This is a genomic window from Acidovorax sp. SUPP950 (assembly GCF_030158935.1).
GTDB lineage: Bacteria > Pseudomonadota > Gammaproteobacteria > Burkholderiales > Burkholderiaceae_C > Paracidovorax.
In genome coordinates this window covers 645586-664893 of the sequence record NZ_BQXE01000002.1, presented here as the reverse complement: position 1 = coordinate 664893, position 19308 = coordinate 645586, and the positions used below count along the sequence as shown (strand labels likewise).

The following is a 19308-nucleotide window of genomic DNA, read 5'->3' as shown; positions in this document are numbered from 1 at the left end:
GGCGCGCAGGGCGCCCCAAAACAAAAAGCGCGGGAGTCGCCTCCCGCGCTTTTTTTATGGATGCGGCAGCGCTGCCGGATCAGACCTTGCGCGACAGGTCCCACATGGCATCGACCAGCAGGTCGATGTCGCGCGCGTCGTGCCACAGGTGGGTGGAGATGCGCACGCCGTAGTGGTTGGCCGGCGCGCCGATGACGGGAAAGTCGGCGTTGCGGATCACGAAGCCCTGCGGGTATTCGCTCAGCATGCGCGCCACGAAGGCCGTGGATTTCTGCGCGTTCATCACGTCGTCCTTGTTCGGGAACGGATTGAACGAGGTGAGCGCGGAGAGCAGCTTGGGATCGTCCTTGGGCGAGTACAGCGCATCCACGCCCCAGCGCTCGGCGATCTTTTCCTTGAGGTAGGACGACAGCGTGAGGTCGTAGGTCTCGATCTTCTTGCGCCCGATGCCGTCCCACTGCGCGCAGGCCTGGGCCAGCGCCATGAACATGGGCGTGTGCAGGCTGCCGCAGCTGGTGATCGTCGCGGCGATGTCGTAGGTCTCGGTGCCGTTGGTGGTGCGGTCCTTGGCGGCGTAGGAGCTGGTGTGCACCGGGAACCACCTGGGCAGCGGCAGCGGATTGGAGGCGCGCATCTTGTTGCGCACCACCAGGATGCCGGTCGAGCCCGGGCCGCACTGCCACTTGTGCCCCGCGCCGGACATGAAGTCCATGCCCAGCTCCGCATAGTTGTAGGCCATCATGCCCGGCAGGTGGGCGCCGTCCACGATGCTGATGAGCTCGTGCGCCTTCACCACCGCCATCAGCTCGGCGATCGGCAGCATGGTGCCGGTCTTGTACGTGGGCGAGGACCACATCATGGCGCGCACGCGCTTGCCCTGGGCCTTGAGCGCGCGGATGCGCTCGTCGAACAGGTTCACGTAGGTGGCGGCCGTCTGGTTGTTGCCCACCGGCAGCGCGATGCGCGAGACCTCGATGCCGTAGCGGTCGGTGGCGATCTTGAGCGGCGTGTCGCCGCCGCCGTGCTCGTGGTTGGTGGTGACCACCACGTCGCCGCGCTGCCAGTCCAGCCCCAGGATGGCGTGGCACATGCCCGAGGACGTGTTGGCCGAGAACGCGAGCTCGTCCGCATCCACGCCGAAGCCCGGGGCCACCTGCTTGCGCAGGTCCAGCAGGTTGCCGTAGCCGCTGCCGGAATCGGCCGCCTTCTTGCGGTTTTCGGCATCGAACGTTTCCAGCACCAGCTTGGGCATGGAGCCGCCGGTGCCGATGTTCATGTAGGTCTTCTCGGGCTTGAGCACGAACATGCCCTGCACGCCCGTCCAGAACGCCTCGTCGCGCATGAGCTGCTCGCGCAGGGCTTCGGCCTGGGTCTGCGCGCCGCTGCTGCCGCAGGCGGCCACCAGGGGCCCGAGCGTCGCGGCGCCGGCGCCATAGCCGAGCACGCGCAGAAAGTCGCGGCGCTTGGCGCTCCAGCGCGACACCGCGGACAGGTCCAGGGGAGCGGCGGCGCCGGGCGCGGCCATCAGGGGGGTGGCTTCATTCATGGGAAAACTCCTTGGGGCGTGGAGGCAGGACCACAGCGCTTCAGCGGCGGCCGACGATGGCCGAGATTTCGATCTTCACGTCGCGCGGCAGCCGCGCCACCTCCACCGTGGCGCGGGCCGGCGCAGCGGTGCGGAAGTACTCGCCGTACACCTTGTTCATGGCGGCGAATTCGTTCAGGTCCTTCATGTAGACCGTGGTGGAGAGCACGTCCTCGTACGACAGGCCCTGCGAACGCAGCTTGGCGCCCATGAAATCGAGCACGGCGCGGGTCTGCTCCTCGATAGTGGTGCCGTTGACCGCATTGCCCGCCGCATTGAGGGGCAGGACGCCCGAAAAATACAGCGTGTTTCCGTGGGCCACCATTTGCGAATACGGCCCGATGGCCGGATAGATCTGCGTGGTGGACAGCACCTCGCGCTTGGACGGCGCGGCGCAGCCCGTCATCAGCACGCAGGCCGCCAGGGCAGCGCCCGCCCAGGCCACGCGGTGGCGGTGGATCCGATTACTCATGGAATGTCCTTTGCAACGACTTTGAATATGACGATGAAAATGATTCGGCCCATGCACAGATAAACCGGCAGGCCCCATCCATTTCCATGCGACCGCATTTCCCATAATCTTCCGGCGCGCCTTCTTCTGTCCTGGAAATCCCGATTCGCGAAAGAATTTTAGGCAGCACAACCCGCTAAAACGAAGCACCTTTTTCCCTTACGCAGTAGTACGCAGACCGGCCTACGCAGGAGTACGCAAACCACCGCCTCGCCCGTGGCTGGCATGGCTTCTGCTGCAAAGGCCTTGCTGTGGTGCGGATGCTGCGGTAGCAAGCACTCACAAGGTGCGCACCAAGCCGGTGCCGACGCCCGATCCGCAGTGGCCCCAGGCACCACGGGGGTGATTATGGAAGCCGCCTTTCCATAATCACTCCCCAGGCCGCCCCGACGCATTTTGAGTTTTGGTGATTCTCCGCCCCATTCGACCGCACCGACCGTCTTTACATATGTTCACGGATTCCCGGAATACCCCATGATCCCTCGAAACAACCCGCTTGACATTGGCGTGCGGCGGCAGATAGTCATCGCTTTCCTATCCAAGAAACCCTTCATGCAATTGCGGCTCAAGCTTTTGCTGCTGTCGACCATTCCCATCCTGGTGGCGCTGGGTTCCGTGGCCGTCACCGTGCGCCACCAGACCCTGAAGCTGGCGCACCAGGAGCGGGAACTGGTCGAGTCGGCCTACCTGCACAGCAAGGAGACCGAGCTGCACCATTACGTGCAGCTGGCCCAGAGCGCGATGGCGCGCATCGCGGCCGATGTGGCGGACCCGGCGGCACGCCACCAGCAGGCGCTGGCCCTGCTCTCGCGCATGCAGTTCGGCAAGGACGGGTACTTCTTCGTCTACGACCGCCAGGGCAACGTGCTGCTGGACGCGCAGCAGATGGGACTGGCCGGCGTGGACCTGTGCGACCCGTCCAACCCGCAGAGCGAGGCGCCGGCCAACCTCATCCTCGCCAAGGCGCGCGAGGGCGGCGGGCTGGTGCGCTACCTGTGGCAAAAGCCCTCATCTCAGCAGACGGTGCCCAAGCTCGCCTACGTGATGACGCTGCCCGGCTGGGAATGGGTGATCGGCACCGGCCTGTACCTGGACGACGTGCACGACACGCTGCGCCGCATTGACCTGCGCGCCCAGGAGAACATCGACGGCACGCGCCGGCGCATCTACGGCATCGCCGCGCTGTGCATCGTGCTGATCGGGCTGGCCGGGCTGGCGCTGAACCTCAGCGACCACCGCGTGGCCAGCGCCAAGCTGCGCCGGCTCGCGCAGCGGGTGGTGCGCTCACAGGAGGAAGAGCGCGTGCGCGTGGCGCGCGAGCTGCACGACGGCGTGGTGCAGGTGCTGGTGTCCTCCAAGTTCCTGCTGGAAACCGCCCAGGTGCAGTGGGCCGAGCGCGCGGCGCACGGCCCGCACCACGTGCTGGACCAGGGCCTGGACCGGCTCAACCATGCGCTGCTGGAGATCCGCCGCGTCTCGCACGGCCTGCGGCCCGCGTTGCTGGACGACCTGGGCCTGGCGCCGGCCCTGGCCCTCATGGCGCAGCAGGTGCAGGAGCACACCGCGCTCGGCGTGCGGTTCGTGCTGCGCGGCACGGCGCACCCGCTGCCCACCAGCCACGGCACCGCGCTGTTCCGCGTGGCGCAGGAGGCGCTGACCAACGCCCAGATGCACGCCCACGCGACGCAGGTGGAACTGCTGCTGCGCTTCGGCCGCCGGCGCGTGAGCCTGTCGGTGATCGACGATGGCCGCGGCTTCGACGTGCAGCGCGTGCAGGCCGACGGACAGGGCGGCATCGGCCTGCGCAACATGCGCGAGCGCATCGAGGGCCTGGGCGGCACGTTCGGCGTGGCCTCCGGCCGCCGCGGCACGCGCGTGCTGGCCGTGCTGCCGCTGCAGGGCGACAACGACGCGCCCTACCCCGGGTTTGAACCGTCGCAGGTGCCCGCATGAGCGGCGGCGCCCCCATCCGCGTGCTGCTGGTGGACGACCACCCGCTGGTGCGCGACGGCGTGCGCATGCGGCTGGAGGCCACGGGCCACATCCGCGTCGCGGGCGAAGCGGGCGGCGTGCAGGAGGCGGTGGACCTGGCCGCCGCCCTGCAGCCCGACATCGTGGTCACCGACATCCGCATGCCGGATGCGAGCGGCATCCACCTGGCCACGGTGTTCCGCGACCGCTTTCCGCAGGTGCGCGTGCTGGTGCTGTCCATGCACCACGATGGCGAGTACGTGCGCCGTGCGGCCGCGCTGGGTGTGCGGGGCTACGTGCTCAAGGACGCGCCGGCGCGCCAGCTGGTGGAGGCGATCGAGGCGGTGCATGCCGGCGGGCGCTACTTCAGCGAAGGCGTGCAGGCCCTGCTGTACGAGCCGCCTCCCGTGCCAGCGCCGTCGGGCCGCGCGCTCACCCCGCGCGAGGCCGCGGTGCTGGAGCTGCTGGCCGAGGGCCGATCCAACAAGGACATCGCCCAGCGCATGGGCACCTCGGTGCGCACGGTCGAGACCCACCGCCTGCACCTGCGCCGCAAGCTGCGCATCGAGGGCCAGGCGGCGCTCGTCAAATACGCGGTGGACTACGCCGACCTGCGCAGCGACCCGTGAGCGGCGTGGGCGATCCCTGGCGGCATGGCACCTGTCATTTCGCTGTCATGGCAAACGGCTATGGTCCGCGGTGAAATTGTGTAAGGTTGTAACCATGATCGATGCATCTCCCCGGGGCCGGCGCGATGTCTTGCTGGCAGCGTTGTCGCCCGGGGTGCGCAACGGCCATGGGCCGCTGGCGCAGCTCATGCGCGGCGACGGCCTGCACTGTGTCTTCCAGCCCCTGGCCGATCTGCGCGAGGGCGGCATCTACGCGCACGAGGCGCTGATCCGCGGCCCGGAGGGCACGCCCCTGCACACGCCCGATGCGCTGCTGCGCTGCGCGGGCGACGAAGGCCTGCTGCAGGACTTCGAGCTGCTGTGCGTGTTCATCGCGCTGCAGCAGTGGGGCGTGCTGGGCGCGGCCGGCCGCCTGTTCGTGAACATCAGTGCCGATGCGCTGGTGCGCGGCGTGGCGCTGTGCGGTGGCGCCTCGCTGGCCGAGGCCGCGCAGGCGATGGGCGTATCGGCCCGCATGGTGGTGCTGGAGATCACCGAGCACGAGCGCGTGACGGACATGGAGCCGCTGCGCCACGCGCTGAAGGAAGTGCACGCCAGCGGCGCCCGGCTGGCACTGGACGACTTCGGCGACGGCCGGTCGAGCCTGCGGCTGTGGTCCGAGGCCAAGCCCGACTTCGTCAAGATCGACAAATACTTCGTGCGCGACCTGGGCGCGCACCCCGAGAACCTGCAGATGCTGCAGGCCATCAAGGGCATCGCCGACGTGTTCGGCACCACGCTCATCGCCGAGGGCATCGAGACGCAGGAAGACCTGCGCGCCCTGCGCGACCTCGACATCCCCTACGGCCAGGGCTACCTGCTGGGCCGCCCGGCCCCGCTGCCGCGCGACACCATCCTGCTGCCCGCGCTCGATGCGCTGCGCGACCGCCGCGTGGCCGTGCTGCCGCACCTGGGCCAGAACGTGCGGCCGGGCATCCTGCGCAACCTGCTCGTGGTGCAGGCGCCCACGGCCACGCCGGAGACCCGCAACGACACGGTGGCCGGGCTGTTCAAGGCCCATGCCGACCTGCACGCCATGGCGGTGGTGGACGGCACGCGGCCCGTGGCGCTCATCAACCGCCAGCAGTTCATGAACCACTACGCCACGCTGTACTTTCGCGAGGTGCACGGGCGCAAGCCCTGCATGGCGTTCGCCAACCACGCACCGCGCGTGGTGGAGCTCGACTGCGACGTGGACCAGCTCGTGGGCATCCTCACCTCGCAGGACCAGCGCTACCTGAACGACGGCTTCATCGTCACCGACAACGGCCGCTACGTGGGGCTGGGCACGGGCGACCAGCTGGTGCGCAGCGTGACCGAGGCGCGCATCGAGGCGGCGCGCCACGCCAACCCGCTCACCTTCCTGCCGGGCAACATCCCCATCAGCCTGCACATGCAGCGGCTGCTGGACAGCGGCACCGAGTTCGTCGCCTGCTATGCCGACCTGAACCACTTCAAGCCGTTCAACGACTACTACGGCTACTGGCGCGGCGACCAGATGATCCGCCTCGTGGCGCGCCTGGCCGTGGCCCACTGCGATGCGCAGCGCGACTTCGTGGGGCATGTGGGCGGCGACGACTTCATGCTGCTGTTCCAGAGCACGGACTGGCTGCACCGCTGCCAGCGGATCGTGGACGAGTTCGCGCAGGAGGCCCTGACCCTGTTCGACGATGCCTCGCGCAAGGCCGGCGGCATCTGGGCCGAGGACCGGCACGGCGTGAAGCGCTTTTTCACCTGCACCACGCTGTCGATCGGCGCGGTGCGCATCACGCCCGGCACCATCGCGCATGCGGAAGAAGTGGCCAACCTTGCGGCCCTGGCCAAGCACGATGCCAAGCTGGCCGCGAGCGGCCTGGCCTGGCGCGACGCGGCGGACGACTCGGAGGCGGACGGCCACGATCGCGACCCCGCCCGCATCGGCGGGATGGGCGCGGACCGCGCCATCGCCCTCCGGTCGGGCGCCCCGCTGGGCGCACGCAAAGCCGCCGCCCGCGTCGCGACGGACTGAGCGCCCCCGGCCGCGTCAGGGCACCGGTGCGCCGCCTTCGAACCAGCGCCGCACCACGTCGCGCTCCTCGTCCGTCATGCCGGTGGCGTTGTTCATCGGCATGAGCTTTTGCACCACGGCCTGCTGGTAGATGGCCTGGGCGTGCTGCTTGACCGACGGGGCCGAATCGAGCCGCAGGTTCTTCATCTGCACCTGCTCGCCGTGGCACAGGAAACAGCGCTGCGCCAGCACGGGCTGCAGCTTTTCGTAGCCGATCGTGCCCGATGCCGGCGGATTGCTTGCCCCCTTAGCTATCAAATCAGTAGCATTTCCTGCAGCCACCGGGGTGGTGGCCGGTGGCACGGGCCGCATCCACACGATGGCGCCGACGATGGCCGCCACGCCCACCAGCGCGCAGGGCAGCGGGTTGCCGTTGCGCCCGAGCTTGTGGCCGTGGCGCATGACGAAGAACTGCCGGATGGCCGCGCCGGCGAACATCATCACGATCAGCACCAGCCAGTTCTGCGGGTGGCTCCAGGTGAAGCTGTAGTGGTTGGAGAGCATGGCGAACAGCACCGGCAGCGTGAAGTACGTGTTGTGCACGCTGCGCTGCTTGCCGCGCTGGCCGTAGACCGGGTCCACGGGCTGGCCGGCCTGGATGGCGGCCACCATCTTCTTTTGCCCCGGAATGATCCAGAAGAACACGTTGGCGCTCATGGCCGTGGCGATCATCGCGCCCACCAGCAGGAAGGCCGCCCGGCCGGCGAACCAGTGGCAGGCCAGCCAGGAGGCCACGCACACCAGCCCGAACACGAGCGCGCCGACGATGGCGTCGCCGTTCCTGCGCCGCCCGAACAGGCGGCACACGGCGTCGTACAGCAGCCAGAAGACGACCAGGAAGCCCAGCGCCGCGCCGATGGCCGCAGGCGGCGCCCAGTCCATGCGCGATTTGTCGATGAGGTAGGTGCCGGCGCTCCACAGGTACGACACGGTGAACAGCGCGAAGCCGCTCAGCCAGGTGCTGTAGCTTTCCCAGTAGAACCAGTGCAGGTGCGCGGGCAGCTTCGGCGGCGAAACGGCGAACTTCACCGGATGGTAGAAGCCGCCGCCGTGCACGGCCCAGAGCTCGCCGCTCACGCCCTGCTTTTTCAGGTCGTCGTCGACCGGCGGCGTGAGGCTGCTGTCCAGGAAGACGAAGTAGAACGACGAGCCCACCCAGGCGATCGCGGTGATGACGTGGACCCAGCGCAGCAGCAGGTTGGCCCAGTCGAGGAGATAGCTTTCCATGTGTCTCAGCCTCGGCGGCGCACGAAGGCGCCATGGGGGCGGCGCGCGGCGCACCACCCGGTCAACCTGCTCACCACTGCGGGCGCTCTGAGCAGAAGAAAAGGCCGCGCACCTGGGGGCTGACGACACGCGTCGGCTCCGGGCACCGCTGCGACCTGTGCCGCGAGTGTATGCAGGAATCGTTCCTGCCGAACGCCCGGCGCGGCACGGCGGCGTGCGGATTTACCCGGGCTGCGCGGGGTCCGGCGGCACCGGCAGGGCCAGCAGCTGCGCCGCCACCGACACGGCGATCACCTCGGGCTCCTTGCCCGCGATGCCGGGCAGCCCGATGGGGCAGGTGACCCAGGCCAGTTCGTTGGGCGCGAAGCCGCGCGCGGCCAGCCGGTGCGAGAACGTCGCCCACTTCGTGCGGCTGCCGATGAGCCCGATGAAGGGCAGGTCGCCCCGTTCGCGCTGGCGCAGCAGGCAGGCGGCCACCACGTCCAGGTCCTCGGCGTGGCTGAAGCTCATGACCAGCACGCGCGAGCCCGGCGCGAGCGACGGCACGGCGGCGTGCACCGGATCGGAGTGCTCGCACGCCACGCCTGGCGGCGCCTCGGCCGGGGCCACAGGGAATGCGGGGAACACGCTGTCGCGGCTGTCGATCCAGGTCAGGGCGAACGGCAGGGCCGACAGCACGCGGACCAGCGCATGCCCCACATGGCCCGCGCCGAACAGCGCCACGGGCGTGCGCCGGGGTGCCAGCCGCTGCGCCAGCGCGGCACGCTCGCCCGCGCCCACCACGGTGAACCGCAGGAACACCACGCCACCGCAGCACTGCCCCAGGCTGGGCCCGAGCGCGAACCGCAGCACGGCGGGGCCCCCCTCGCCCGCCAGCCGGCGGCGCGCCTGCGCGATGGCATCGAACTCCAGCCGCCCGCCGCCGATGGTGCCGGCCAGGCCATCGGCCAGCACGGCCATCCACGCACCGCTTTCGCGCGGCACCGAGCCTTGGGTAGACTCCACCTCCACCATGCAGGCCGGGCCATGCGCCAAGCCCTCCAGCAAACGATGCAACGCCGCCATCACCATCCGAGTCCTCCGGTACGCCCCGCGCAACGGCAGCACGGGCACCGCACAGCATAGCCACAGCGACACCTGCCCATGCCCACCCCTTCTCCTGAACGGTTTCCTCGCCGGCCGCGCGGCCGGTGGCTGGCGGCCAGCGCCATGGCCGCCCTGGCATCCCTCCTCGCGGCCTGCCGGTCGTCGGGACCGGAACCGGCACCCCCGCCCGCCAAGGCCGCGTCGGACACCAGCAGCCCGCTGGGGAAGGAGGTGGTGGGCCCGGTGCCTGCCGAGCAAGGCTCCGCGCGCCCCTCGGCCGCCGAAACGCCCCGCGCCTACCGCCAGGACGCCGCCACCCACCTGTACGGCCTGAACGCCCACCGCATCTACAAGGGCAAGCTGCCGCCCTTGCTGTACGCCATCGGCACGCTGCAGGTGGACATCGACCGCGCCGGCCGCGTGACCCGGCTGAACTGGATGCGCGCGCCGCGCCATGCGCCCGAGGTGATCGCCGAGATCGAGCGCACCGTGCGCGCCGCCGCGCCCTACCCCGTGCCGTCGCGGATGGGCAAGGTCACCTACACCGACACCTGGCTGTGGCACAAGTCCGGGCGCTTCCAGCTCGACACGCTGACCGAGGGCCAGCTCTGAGCGGGGCCTGCGCACCGGCCCGCCCGGCGGCCCGCGCTCAGGAGCCGCGGTAGGTGGAGTAGCTCCACGGGCTGACCAGCAGCGGCACGTGGTAGTGCTGGTCCGCGTGGGCCACGCCGAAATCGAGGCTCACCTGGTTCAGGAAGTTCGGCTCGGGCAGTTGCACCCCCCGGCTGCGGAAATAGCCCGCCACGTCGAACGTGAGGCGGTAGGTGCCCGCGCGCAGGCTGGCGTTGTCGAACAGCGGCGCATCGGTGCGGCCATCGGCGTTGAGCACCAGCCGCTGCAGCAGCGTGGCGGCCTCGCCATGGGTGGCATACAGGGCCACGGCCATGCCCGCCGCGGGGCATCCGTGCATGGTGTCGAGAACGTGGGTGCTGAGGCCCATGGGCCATCTCCTTGGGGTGGATTGAAGGGATCGGAAACCGCCCCCGCCGGCAGCGCGGCGAGCGGACGACCCGCCGAGTATGCATGGCCGCCATGACCCGCACGGCGCGCCTGGCTCCTACCCCACGCAATGGGTCCGAATATCTTTCGGACATTTACAAAAATGCTTTTCGGCATACAAATCTCGGCGATTTTCCTGCCATGGCTTGGATATCATCGCCACGCTTGAATTTTCAAGCCGATATATTCAAAACCATGAATGGAGGTTTTTCCAATGCAACGCCTTGCCGCCGTTTTACTGGCTTCTTCGCTTTCCCTGATGGCCCTGCCGGCCAGCGCCAAAAGCCGGCTCGATAATCCGGCCGACATCCAGCAGGCGCTGGCCGCCGGGGACGCGGTGTCGGTCGCCATCGACCTCTCGCTGTGCACCCCCAACTCCGCCAACGCCACCCCGAGCCGCACGCGCGGCGGCCTGCGCATCGAGGCCTACCGCATCGTCGAAGACGGCACGCTGTCCTTCAGCGACGCCCATTTCACCGTCGCGCGCGACGGCCTGCCGATCCAGCAGCTGCTGCGCTACCAGGTGCGCCCGGACGGCACCATCGACTTCACCATGTTCGTCTTCGACCTGCCCGGCTACCAGCAGCGCGCCGAACCGCTGGCCTACCGTTGCGCGATCAACCAGGGCCTGCGCTTTCACGCCGATTAATCCCACCAAGGATTGACAAAGCACACCGCCCCGCCGATCCCAACGATCGGCGGGGCGGTGCAGGGCGATTTTCAAAATGCTGCCGCCCCATATTCCGGGCGGCATTTTTATGGATTATCGAAGCCGTTGAAGGCCCGCCGCGTCAACGCGCCGCGCAGAAACCGAATTCCGCCTTCGCTCCGGGGGCCAGCGTCTTGTTCCAGTCCACGCCCGAAGCGTGGAGCGTGCTGCCCGATTGCGACCACACGGCGTTCCAGAGGTTGTTCACCGTGCCGGTGATGGTCAGGTTCAGGGCCCAGTCGCCCGCCGCGCCGCCGGTGTTGGTGACCTGCACGCGCTCGCAGTAGCCGGTGTTCCATTCGCTGTCCACGATGACCTGGGTGCTGAAGCTGGCGCCGCCCGTGGGAGGGGTGGTCGGCGGAGTCGTCGGGGGCGTGGTCGGAGGGGTGGTGGGCGGTGTGGTCGGCGGCGTCGTGGGAGGGGTGCTGGAGCCGTCGCCCCACAGGCGCTGGAGCAGCGTGACCTTGTCGGTGCGCACCGTCGTCCAGTCGTCGTTCAGGATGCCGCCCGTGTCGCCGCTGTTGGGGTTCCACGACCAGTAGAAGCCGCTGCGGATGCCCTTGCCGATGAGGTAGTCCACCAGCTTGTTCTGCCAGGCCACGTCGCGGGCATCGCCCTGGCCGAACTTGCCGCCGAACTCGCCCAGCAGCACGGCGTGGCCGGCCTGCACGAAGCGGCCGAAGTGCTGCTCCCAGATGGCGGGCATGTTGTCGGGGAAATTGGAGGCGCCGAAATACGGCTGGCCGTACACGTCCGGCCCGTAGGCGTGCGGCGCGAGCAGCAGGCGGTCGGCCGGAATGTTCAGCGGCGTGCACTCCAGCGGCTCCAGGCTGCCGCCCCACCAGTGGCCGCCGCTGCTGGAGCAGCTGGGGTTCTCCGCCACGCCTTCCACCACGATCAGCCAGCGGGGCGCCACCTGCAGCACGGCGGCCGAGGCGCGCTCGGCCGCGCGGTTCCAGTCGGTGGCGGCATTGCCGGTGCCCCAGGTGGCGGCGCCGTGCGGCTCGTTCTTGAGGTCCAGGCCGATGACGCCGGGCACGCTGGCGTAGCGCTGCGCGACGAAGGTCAGGTCGGTGATCCACTGCTGCTCGCTGTACGAGCCGGTGTACCAGAGCTCGGAAATGCTCTGGCAGTCGGGCGTGTGGTGGTCCAGCAGCACGTACATGCCGCGGCTGCTCAGCTCGTTCACCACCTTGTCCAGCACCTGCAGGGCGCTCAGGCCCTGCAGGTCGGCGTTGCGGCCGTAGTCGATGCTGTTGGGCGGCGTGCCGCGCAGCGTCTGCGGGCAGAACGGCAGGCGCACGGCATTGAAGCCCTGGCCCTGCATCTGCGTGATCATGTCCTTCCAGTTGCGCGCCCACAGCCCGTGGACCACGTTGGTGTTGGTCTCGAAGCCGAACCAGTTCACGCCGCGCAGCTGCACGGCATTGCCGTTGTCGTCCACCACCTTGCCGGCATCGATCGCATAGCTCCAGGACAGGCTGCTGGCCGCCAGCAGGCAGCCGCCCAGCACGAGCTTCTTCAGTAAGGATTTCATCGCCATGTCGCACCTCCGTGGTTGAAAGGAAGGCCCGCCGGAGGGCCGCGACCACGGCCAACATTCTTCCTGGCGGAAACCGGCTGACATGCTAGAGCCAGAGTTCCCTGTCAAAGTGCAACTTTTCAACGCAGACGTTCGCAAATGCAAATGGGAGGTGCGCCAACAGGCGCGGCCACAGGGAAGCGGCAGGCAACTTCTCTACACTCGCCACGGCGCCGCCGCTGGGCGTCCACCGATTCATAACGAGGAGAGAGCATGAACCCCATCCAACGCACGCTGCTGGCCAGCAGCCTGGCCCTTGCCCTGGCCAGCCTGGCCGCCTGCACCAACGTGCCCACGGCCGGCCCCGGCAGTGCCGAGGGAGTGCCCGCCGCCGCGCCGCAGGCCGTTCAGCAGACGGCCGCGGCCCGCGCCGCCAGCAATTCCTACGATTTCGACATGGATGTGTTCCACCCGGTGGTGGCGCGCAACGGCATGGTCTCCACCGAACAGGAACTGGCCTCGCGCGTGGGCCTGGACATCCTCAAGGCCGGCGGCAATGCGGTGGATGCCGCGGTGGGCATCGGTTTCGCGCTGGCCGTGGTGCTGCCCAATGCGGGCAACCTGGGTGGCGGCGGTTTCATGATGGTGCACGACGCCAAGACCGGCAAGGACGTGGCGCTCGACTTCCGCGAAGTGGCGCCGCAAAAGGCCACCCGCGACATGTACCTCGACGCCAGCGGCAACGTGGTGGACGGCAAGTCCCTGTACACGCCCTACGCCGTGGGCGTGCCGGGCACGGTGGCGGGCATGGAGCATGCGCTCAAGAACTGGGGCACGCTGCCGCTGTCGCGCGTGATCGCCCCGGCCATCGCGCTGGCGGACAAGGGCTTTCCCGTCAGCCTCACGCTGGCCAAGACGCTGCACCAGGAGAAGGCCAACATGGGCAAGTGGCCGGCGACGCGCCAGATCTTCTGGCGCGGCGACAGCCCGCTCAAGGTCGGCGACCGGCTGGTGCAAAAGGACCTGGCGCAGTCGCTGCGGCTCATCAGCCAGCAGGGTGCGAAGGCGTTCTACCAGGGCCCCATCGCGCGCCGCATCGCTGCCGAGATGGCGCCCCACCCCGGTGCCCTCACGCTGCAGGACCTGGCGGCCTACAAGGTGGTGGAGCGCGAGCCGGTGCGCGGCACCTACCGCGGCTACCAGATCGTGACCATGCCGCCCCCGTCCTCCGGCGGCGCGCACCTGGTGCAGATGCTGAACATGCTGGAGCAGTGGCCGCTGTCGCAATGGGGGCAGAACAGCGCGCAGACGATCCACTACATGGCCGAGAGCATGAAGCTCGCCTACGCCGACCGCTCGGAATACCTGGGCGATCCGGACTTCGTGAAGATCCCGCTCAAGGGCCTGACCTCCAAGGCCTATGCGCAGTCGCTGGCCAAGGGCATCAGCCCCACCACGGCGCGCCAGGCCAAGGACATCAAGCCCGGCCAGCCCCAGCCGTATGAAAGCGACCAGACCACCCACTATTCGGTGGTGGACAAGGCGGGCAACGCCGTGGCGGTGACCTACACGCTCAACACCAACTTCGGCAGCGGCATCGTCGCCAAGGGCACCGGCATCCTGCTGAACAACGAGATGGACGACTTCTCCGCCAAGCCCGGCGTGGCCAACACCTACGGCCTGGTCGGCGGCGACGCCAACGCGGTGGCGCCCAACAAGCGCCCGCTGTCGTCGATGACGCCCACCATGGTGCTCAAGGACAGCAAGCCCATGCTCGTGACCGGCAGCCCCGGCGGCGCGCGCATCATCACCACGGTGCTGCAGACCATCGTGAACACCGTCGACTTCGGCATGAACCCGGCCGAGGCGGCCTCGGTGCCGCGCGTGCACCACCAGTGGACACCCGACGAGCTGCGCGTGGAAAAGGGCCTCAGCACCGACACCCTGTCGCAACTGCAGGCCCGCGGCCACCACATCGCCGTGAAGCCTTCGATGGGCCGCACGCAGACCATCCAGTTCCACGACGGGCTGCTGTACGGCGCCTCCGACCCGCGCAACCCGGACGGTGAGACGCTGGGCTACTGAGCCGCGCCGTCAGGCCGCGCTCCGCGAGGGGCGCGGCTTTTTTCATGGGGTCGCGCCTTCAAAGTTTGCATGGAAGCATGCAGGCCTTCAAATGCGGAACAACACTGAATCGGCCCGGGATTCGGCTTCTGCCGAACCGCACCTCATCAGGTTCTATGCGCAAGAACATAGTCTACAAACGCGCGCAGCTTTGGAAGAACGGTACTGCGGCTGGGATAGTAAAGCGCTAAACCGGGAAAGTCTGGGGAGAAGTCGCTGAGGATGACCTCAAGCGTGCCCGCGTGAATGTTGCGCGCGACGATCGACCGAGGAAGCCGGAACAGGCCGACACCTTGCTCTGCTGCAAGGACACAGGCAGCCACGTCATCCAGTATCAGGGGCCCACGCACGTGAATGCTGTGCAACTGTTCGCCGAACTTGAATGTCCACTCATCAAGCGCGATGCCGGATTGGCGAAACGTGATGCAGGGAATGTCCTGGATGTGTTCCGGTGCAGAGGGTCTTCCGTAGCGCGCCAACAACGCAGGTGAGCCAACGACCACTTGAGGCTCTTCGCTGGTAAGTGGTACCGCCACCATGTCCGAGTGCACGAATGAACGGGGGCGCACTCCCGCGTCGCACCCCTCGTGAACGATGTCCACCATCCTGTCGTCGCCAACGAACTCCAGTTGCAATTGGGGATGCGCAGCGAGAAACCCCGCAGCAAACCGCTCGGTCAGTATTTGAACGCTGGGCTTCGGAACACTGATACGCAATAGCCCCGTGACCGAATGACCGAGACTGCGAGCAGATTCGATTCCGTGTAGCAACTGCTGCGCCGCGGGTTTGACTTGCAGGAGCAGCCGTTCGCCAGCCTCCGTCAGGCCCACGCTCCGTGTCGTCCGCGCCAGCAACGTGACTCCGATCCGTCCCTCAAAGGCTCGAATCGCTTGGCTGATCGCAGAGGGGGTGATGCCCAGCCGTCTGGCGGCTGCTCGAAAGCCGCGTTCTTCAGCGACGGCAAGGAATACCACCACTCCGTCCAAATCGCCCCGCCCTATTGTGTAGTTCATCTACACAGTATGAGCAGTTGGACGCAGATTCTCAAGCGCTTCGCTTTTAGGAAAGATACGGAACTCCACCAACAAGGACTTCTGATGCCCATTTCAACCAAACAATCCCGTGCTTTTGGCATAGACAAAGCTACCGGAATTTCAGGCCTTTCCATTCGGACAAATTCAATCCCCACGCCAGCACCGGGTGAAGTGCTGGTTCGCGTGCGCGCTTCCTCCTTGAACTATCGGGACCTGATCATTTTGGGCGGCAACTACTACATGCCTATTTCGCCAAGCCGCGTTCCGCTTTCGGATGGCGCTGGCGAGGTGGTTGCGGTCGGGCAGGGAGTCACCCGTTTCAAGACGGGCGACCGGGTCACCAATTCGTTCTTCCCAGAGTGGATCGATGGCCCCTTCACGGGCAAATATTCACAGTACTCTGGCGACGTAGACGGTTGGCTTGCCGACTATCGCGCCGTGGCTGCTGAGGCTCTCATCCTCATTCCAGACAGCCTCGATTTCGACGAAGCCGCCACCTTGCCTTGTGCGGGCGTGACCGCATGGTCTGCCGTCAAGGATGTCGGGGCGGGTGACACCGTGGTCACCCTGGGAACGGGAGGCGTGTCGCTGTTTGCCCTCCAACTGGCGAAGGCGATGGGCGCCAAGGTCATTGCCACTACGTCCAGCGACACCAAGGCCCAGCAACTAAAGACATTGGGCGCGGACGAGACGATCAACTACAAGGAACATGCTGACTGGTCCAAGCAAGTGCGCGAACTGACCGGCGGAAACGGAGCGAACCGCATCGTCGAAGTGGGCGGCGCAGGCACTTTTGAACAATCGATCAAAGCCATTGCAGTCGGTGGGCAGGTCTCCATCGTGGGCGCGGTGGCTGGCCTGGAAGGCCAGGTGGATTTCATGTCCATGTTCATGAGCCATGCGCGCTACCACTGCATCGCGCTCGGCAGCCGGCAAGATCTTGAAGACTTGGCCCGGTTCATTGCCGAGCACAAGATTCGTCCCGTCATCGACAGCCGATTCGGTTTTGACGAAGCAACGCTCGCGTTCGAGCGACTCATGACACGCAACATTTTCGGCAAGGTAGTGGTCATCCACTGATACGGCTGCCGATTGCAAGCAACTCTCACTACAGGAAAATCATGACTGCTTACGTCATTTTTATCAGAGAAGAAACGCTCGATCAGCATGAGCTGGACATCTACGCTGAAAAGGTGCCAGACACCTTGCCCAATGTGCCCATCCAGCTGCTTTCCGCTTACGGCCGGATTGATGTATTCGAAGGGCCGCCTCCGGAAGGCGTTGTCCTCTTTTCATTTCCGACCGTTGAGGATGCCCAGGCTTGGTACTACAGCAAGTCATACCATGCAGCCGCAAAACACCGGCATGCCGGTGCGAGATACCGAGGATTCGTGGTTGAAGGTATGACGTAAAAAACCATCGCCGCTGGCTTTCGACCAGGCATCAGGACTGCCCCATAGGGGTTCCGGCCTGCGCGAAGCCACAGGATAGAAGCTGGCAGACAGAGAGTTCATGAACGGCAGGAGGTCTTCGCTACACATGTGAATCACTGCCGCTATTTCCTGATGATCAGTGGTTCGCATCCGAGATGGGCCGGTGTTCTGCGATTTAAGCCAAAAAGGCCTGCAGCGCATATTCCACTAGGGCATTTCGCTATTGAATCAATAGCACTCTGAAATCATTCACATTGGTGTGCGTGGGCCCGGTGACCACCAGATCGCCCAGCGCCGAGAAGAACCCGTAGGCGTCGTTGCGGTCCAGGTGGCGGGCCACGGCCAGGTCGGCGGCCCGGGCCCGTGCCAGGGTGTCGGGCGTGACGATCGCGCCGGCGTTGTCCTCCACGCCGTCGATGCCGTCGGTGTCGGCCGCCAGCGCCCACACGCCCGGCTGCCCCTGCAACGCCTGGGCCAGGCCCAGGCAGAACTCCCCCGCCCGGCCGCCCCGGCCCCGGGGCACGCCCTCGGCGCGCGGGCGCACGGTCACCGTGGTCTCGCCGCCCGACAGGATGACGCAGGGGCGCGCGAACGGCTGGCCACGCTGCGCCACCGAGCGCGCCAGCGCCGCATGCACGCGGCCCACCTCGCGCGACTCGCCCTCCATCTCGTCGGACAGGATGTACGCCGCCACGCCGGCTGCGCGCGCCGCCGCCGCGGCGGCCTCCAGCGATTGCTGCGGTGCGGCGATCAGGTGGACCGCGTGGCAGCCGAAGGCCGCGTCGCCGGGCTTGGGGGTCTCCAGCGCGCCGGCCTGCAGCGCCGCATGCACCGGCGCGGGCAGGTCGATGCGGTAGCGCGCCAGGATGTCCAGCGCCTCGGCGCAGGTCGTGCCGTCGGGCACCGTGGGGCCGCTGGCGATCACGGCGGGGTCGTCGCCCGGCACGTCGCTGATGGCCAGAGTGACCACGCGGGCCGGCGCGCACGCGGCCGCCAGCCGCCCGCCCTTGATGCGCGACAGGTGCTTGCGCACGCAATTCATCTCGGCGATGCCGGCGCCGCTCTCCAGCAGCGCGCGGTGGATGCGCTGCTTTTCCGCCAGGGTCAGGCCCTCGGCCGGCAGGGTGAGCAGTGCGGAGCCGCCGCCCGAGATCAGGCACAGCACCAGGTCATCGGCCGTGAGCCCCTGCGTGAGCGCCAGCATGCGCTCGGCCGCCGCCAGGCCCGCCGCATCGGGCACGGGGTGCGCGGCCTCCACGATCTCCACGCGCTGCGGCAGCCCGGGCGGCCGCTCGGGCACATGGCCGTAGCGGGTCACGACCAGGCCCGACAGCAGCGCATCGGCCGGCCACAGCGCCTCCAGCGCGTGCACCATCGAGCCTCCCGCCTTGCCCGCCCCGAGCACCAGCGTGCGCCCGCGCGGCGGCGGGGGCAGGTGCGCGGCCAGGCCATGGGCCGGCAACGCGGCGTGCACGGCCACGTCGTACAGATGGCGGAGGAACGCGGCCGGCTGGCTGGCCGGCGGCGACACGGGCAAGGCCGGCAGGCCGCCGGCGGCAGGGGTCTTGGGGATGGTCATCCCCGGATTCTGGCCGAACGGGTCGGCGCCACATCGTCCACCAAAACTGTATACACATTGCTGGGCCACGGCTATCATGCGCCGATGGAAACCTCCACCACCAGTGCCATCGTCGGCGACCTGACGCGGGCCATCGTCGAGCACCGGCTGCTGCCGGGCGCCAAGCTGGCGGAGCAGAAACTGGCCGACCATTTCGGCGTCTCGCGCACGCTGGTGCGGCAGGCGCTGTTCCAGCTGTCGCAAAAGCGGCTGGTGCGCCTGGCGCCCGCGCGCGGCGCCTTCGTGGCCGCGCCCTCCGCCGACGAGGCGCGGCAGGTGTTCGCCGTGCGCCGCATGCTGGAGGCCGAGATGACCCGCGCCTTCGTGCGGGAGGTCACCCCCGCCCGCATCCGCGCCCTGCGCGAGCACGTGGCCCGCGAGAAGGCGGCCGTGGACGGCGCCGACGTGCAGGACCGCACCGAACTGCTGGGCGACTTCCATGTGCGCATGGCCGAGCTGATGGGCAACCAGGTGCTGGCACAGATGCTGCAGGAGCTGATCTCGCGCTGTGCGCTGATCACGCTCATGTACCAGAGCGCCGACGAGGCCGCGCACTCGCACGACGAGCATGCCGAGATCGTCAGGGCCCTGGCCGCGCGCGACGAGGAGCGCGCCGTGCGCCTGATGGACGCGCACCTGCTGCATGTGCAGGACAGCCTGATGTTCGACCGCAAGCTGCCCCCCAACGACATCTCCATGGCTCTTTCGTGAGGA

General features: G+C 67.8%; 17 protein-coding genes. 9 read left to right on the top strand and 8 right to left on the bottom strand.

Annotation, left to right across the window (positions count from 1 at the left end; translation table 11 throughout):
* Positions 1-79 precede the first annotated feature (79 nt).
* On the bottom strand, positions 80-1546 hold the full coding sequence (locus AVME950_RS12130; protein WP_498739635.1) for an aminotransferase class V-fold PLP-dependent enzyme: 1467 nt from the start codon (positions 1544-1546) through the stop codon (positions 80-82).
* Positions 1547-1586: 40 nt separating this feature from the next.
* The gene (locus tag AVME950_RS12125) at positions 1587-2057 is read right to left on the bottom strand and encodes a Rid family detoxifying hydrolase (protein WP_284411172.1); all 471 of its coding nucleotides are present in this window, start codon (positions 2055-2057) and stop codon (positions 1587-1589) included.
* Between the two features lie 591 nt (positions 2058-2648).
* On the opposite strand from AVME950_RS12125, the gene AVME950_RS12120 reads away from it, so the two are divergent.
* From AVME950_RS12120 to AVME950_RS12110, 3 genes are all read left to right on the top strand, one after another.
* Positions 2649-4049: a cache domain-containing protein gene (locus AVME950_RS12120; RefSeq protein WP_284430014.1), complete on the top strand. Its 1401-nt coding sequence runs from the start codon at positions 2649-2651 to the stop codon at positions 4047-4049.
* The gene (locus AVME950_RS12115; RefSeq protein ID WP_284430013.1) at positions 4046-4696 is read left to right on the top strand and encodes a response regulator; all 651 of its coding nucleotides are present in this window, start codon (positions 4046-4048) and stop codon (positions 4694-4696) included. The genes AVME950_RS12120 and AVME950_RS12115 overlap by 4 nt, the downstream gene beginning before the upstream one ends.
* A gap of 94 nt (positions 4697-4790) precedes the next feature.
* Positions 4791-6743, top strand: coding sequence for an EAL domain-containing protein (locus AVME950_RS12110; protein ID WP_284430012.1), 1953 nt, complete (start codon positions 4791-4793; stop codon positions 6741-6743).
* A gap of 15 nt (positions 6744-6758) precedes the next feature.
* Here AVME950_RS12110 and AVME950_RS12105 read toward each other — a convergent pair whose 3' ends face one another.
* The gene (locus tag AVME950_RS12105) at positions 6759-8009 is read right to left on the bottom strand and encodes a urate hydroxylase PuuD (RefSeq protein WP_284430011.1); all 1251 of its coding nucleotides are present in this window, start codon (positions 8007-8009) and stop codon (positions 6759-6761) included.
* Between the two features lie 222 nt (positions 8010-8231).
* Positions 8232-9074 carry a xanthine dehydrogenase accessory protein XdhC gene (gene xdhC, locus AVME950_RS12100; protein WP_284430010.1) on the bottom strand — a complete coding sequence of 281 codons (843 nt, stop codon included), beginning with the start codon at positions 9072-9074 and terminating at the stop codon, positions 8232-8234.
* A gap of 144 nt (positions 9075-9218) precedes the next feature.
* On the opposite strand from xdhC, the gene AVME950_RS12095 reads away from it, so the two are divergent.
* Positions 9219-9707: a hypothetical protein gene (locus AVME950_RS12095; protein WP_284430242.1), complete on the top strand. Its 489-nt coding sequence runs from the start codon at positions 9219-9221 to the stop codon at positions 9705-9707.
* 37 nt (positions 9708-9744) lie between these two features.
* Here AVME950_RS12095 and uraH read toward each other — a convergent pair whose 3' ends face one another.
* Entirely contained in the window at positions 9745-10095 is a 351-nt protein-coding gene (uraH, locus tag AVME950_RS12090) for a hydroxyisourate hydrolase (protein ID WP_284396223.1), read from the bottom strand.
* Positions 10096-10368: 273 nt separating this feature from the next.
* Here uraH and AVME950_RS12085 point away from each other — a divergent pair, with 273 nt between their 5' ends.
* Positions 10369-10803 carry a VirK family protein gene (locus AVME950_RS12085; protein WP_284430009.1) on the top strand — a complete coding sequence of 145 codons (435 nt, stop codon included), beginning with the start codon at positions 10369-10371 and terminating at the stop codon, positions 10801-10803.
* Between the two features lie 142 nt (positions 10804-10945).
* Here the strand turns inward: AVME950_RS12085 and AVME950_RS12080 are convergent, their stop codons facing one another.
* Positions 10946-12406 carry a cellulase family glycosylhydrolase gene (locus tag AVME950_RS12080; protein WP_284430008.1) on the bottom strand — a complete coding sequence of 487 codons (1461 nt, stop codon included), beginning with the start codon at positions 12404-12406 and terminating at the stop codon, positions 10946-10948.
* Between the two features lie 252 nt (positions 12407-12658).
* On the opposite strand from AVME950_RS12080, the gene ggt reads away from it, so the two are divergent.
* A complete protein-coding gene (gene ggt / locus AVME950_RS12075) occupies positions 12659-14470 on the top strand; it encodes a gamma-glutamyltransferase (RefSeq protein ID WP_284430007.1) in 1812 nt (603 codons plus the stop codon).
* A gap of 146 nt (positions 14471-14616) precedes the next feature.
* Here ggt and AVME950_RS12070 read toward each other — a convergent pair whose 3' ends face one another.
* Entirely contained in the window at positions 14617-15522 is a 906-nt protein-coding gene (locus tag AVME950_RS12070; RefSeq protein ID WP_284430006.1) for a LysR family transcriptional regulator, read from the bottom strand.
* A gap of 84 nt (positions 15523-15606) precedes the next feature.
* Between AVME950_RS12070 and AVME950_RS12065 the strand changes: the two genes are divergently transcribed.
* Together AVME950_RS12065 and AVME950_RS12060 are read left to right on the top strand one after the other, a co-directional pair.
* On the top strand, positions 15607-16623 hold the full coding sequence (locus AVME950_RS12065) for a zinc-dependent alcohol dehydrogenase family protein (protein ID WP_284430005.1): 1017 nt from the start codon (positions 15607-15609) through the stop codon (positions 16621-16623).
* Positions 16624-16664: 41 nt separating this feature from the next.
* Positions 16665-16955 carry a DUF1330 domain-containing protein gene (locus AVME950_RS12060; protein WP_284430004.1) on the top strand — a complete coding sequence of 97 codons (291 nt, stop codon included), beginning with the start codon at positions 16665-16667 and terminating at the stop codon, positions 16953-16955.
* Positions 16956-17196: 241 nt separating this feature from the next.
* Here the strand turns inward: AVME950_RS12060 and AVME950_RS12055 are convergent, their stop codons facing one another.
* Positions 17197-18555 (bottom strand): glycerate kinase type-2 family protein, encoded by a 1359-nt coding sequence (locus AVME950_RS12055; protein WP_284430003.1) that lies wholly within the window; start codon positions 18553-18555, stop codon positions 17197-17199.
* Positions 18556-18639: 84 nt separating this feature from the next.
* Between AVME950_RS12055 and AVME950_RS12050 the strand changes: the two genes are divergently transcribed.
* Positions 18640-19305, top strand: coding sequence for a GntR family transcriptional regulator (locus AVME950_RS12050; RefSeq protein WP_284430002.1), 666 nt, complete (start codon positions 18640-18642; stop codon positions 19303-19305).
* Positions 19306-19308: the final 3 nt, after the last annotated feature.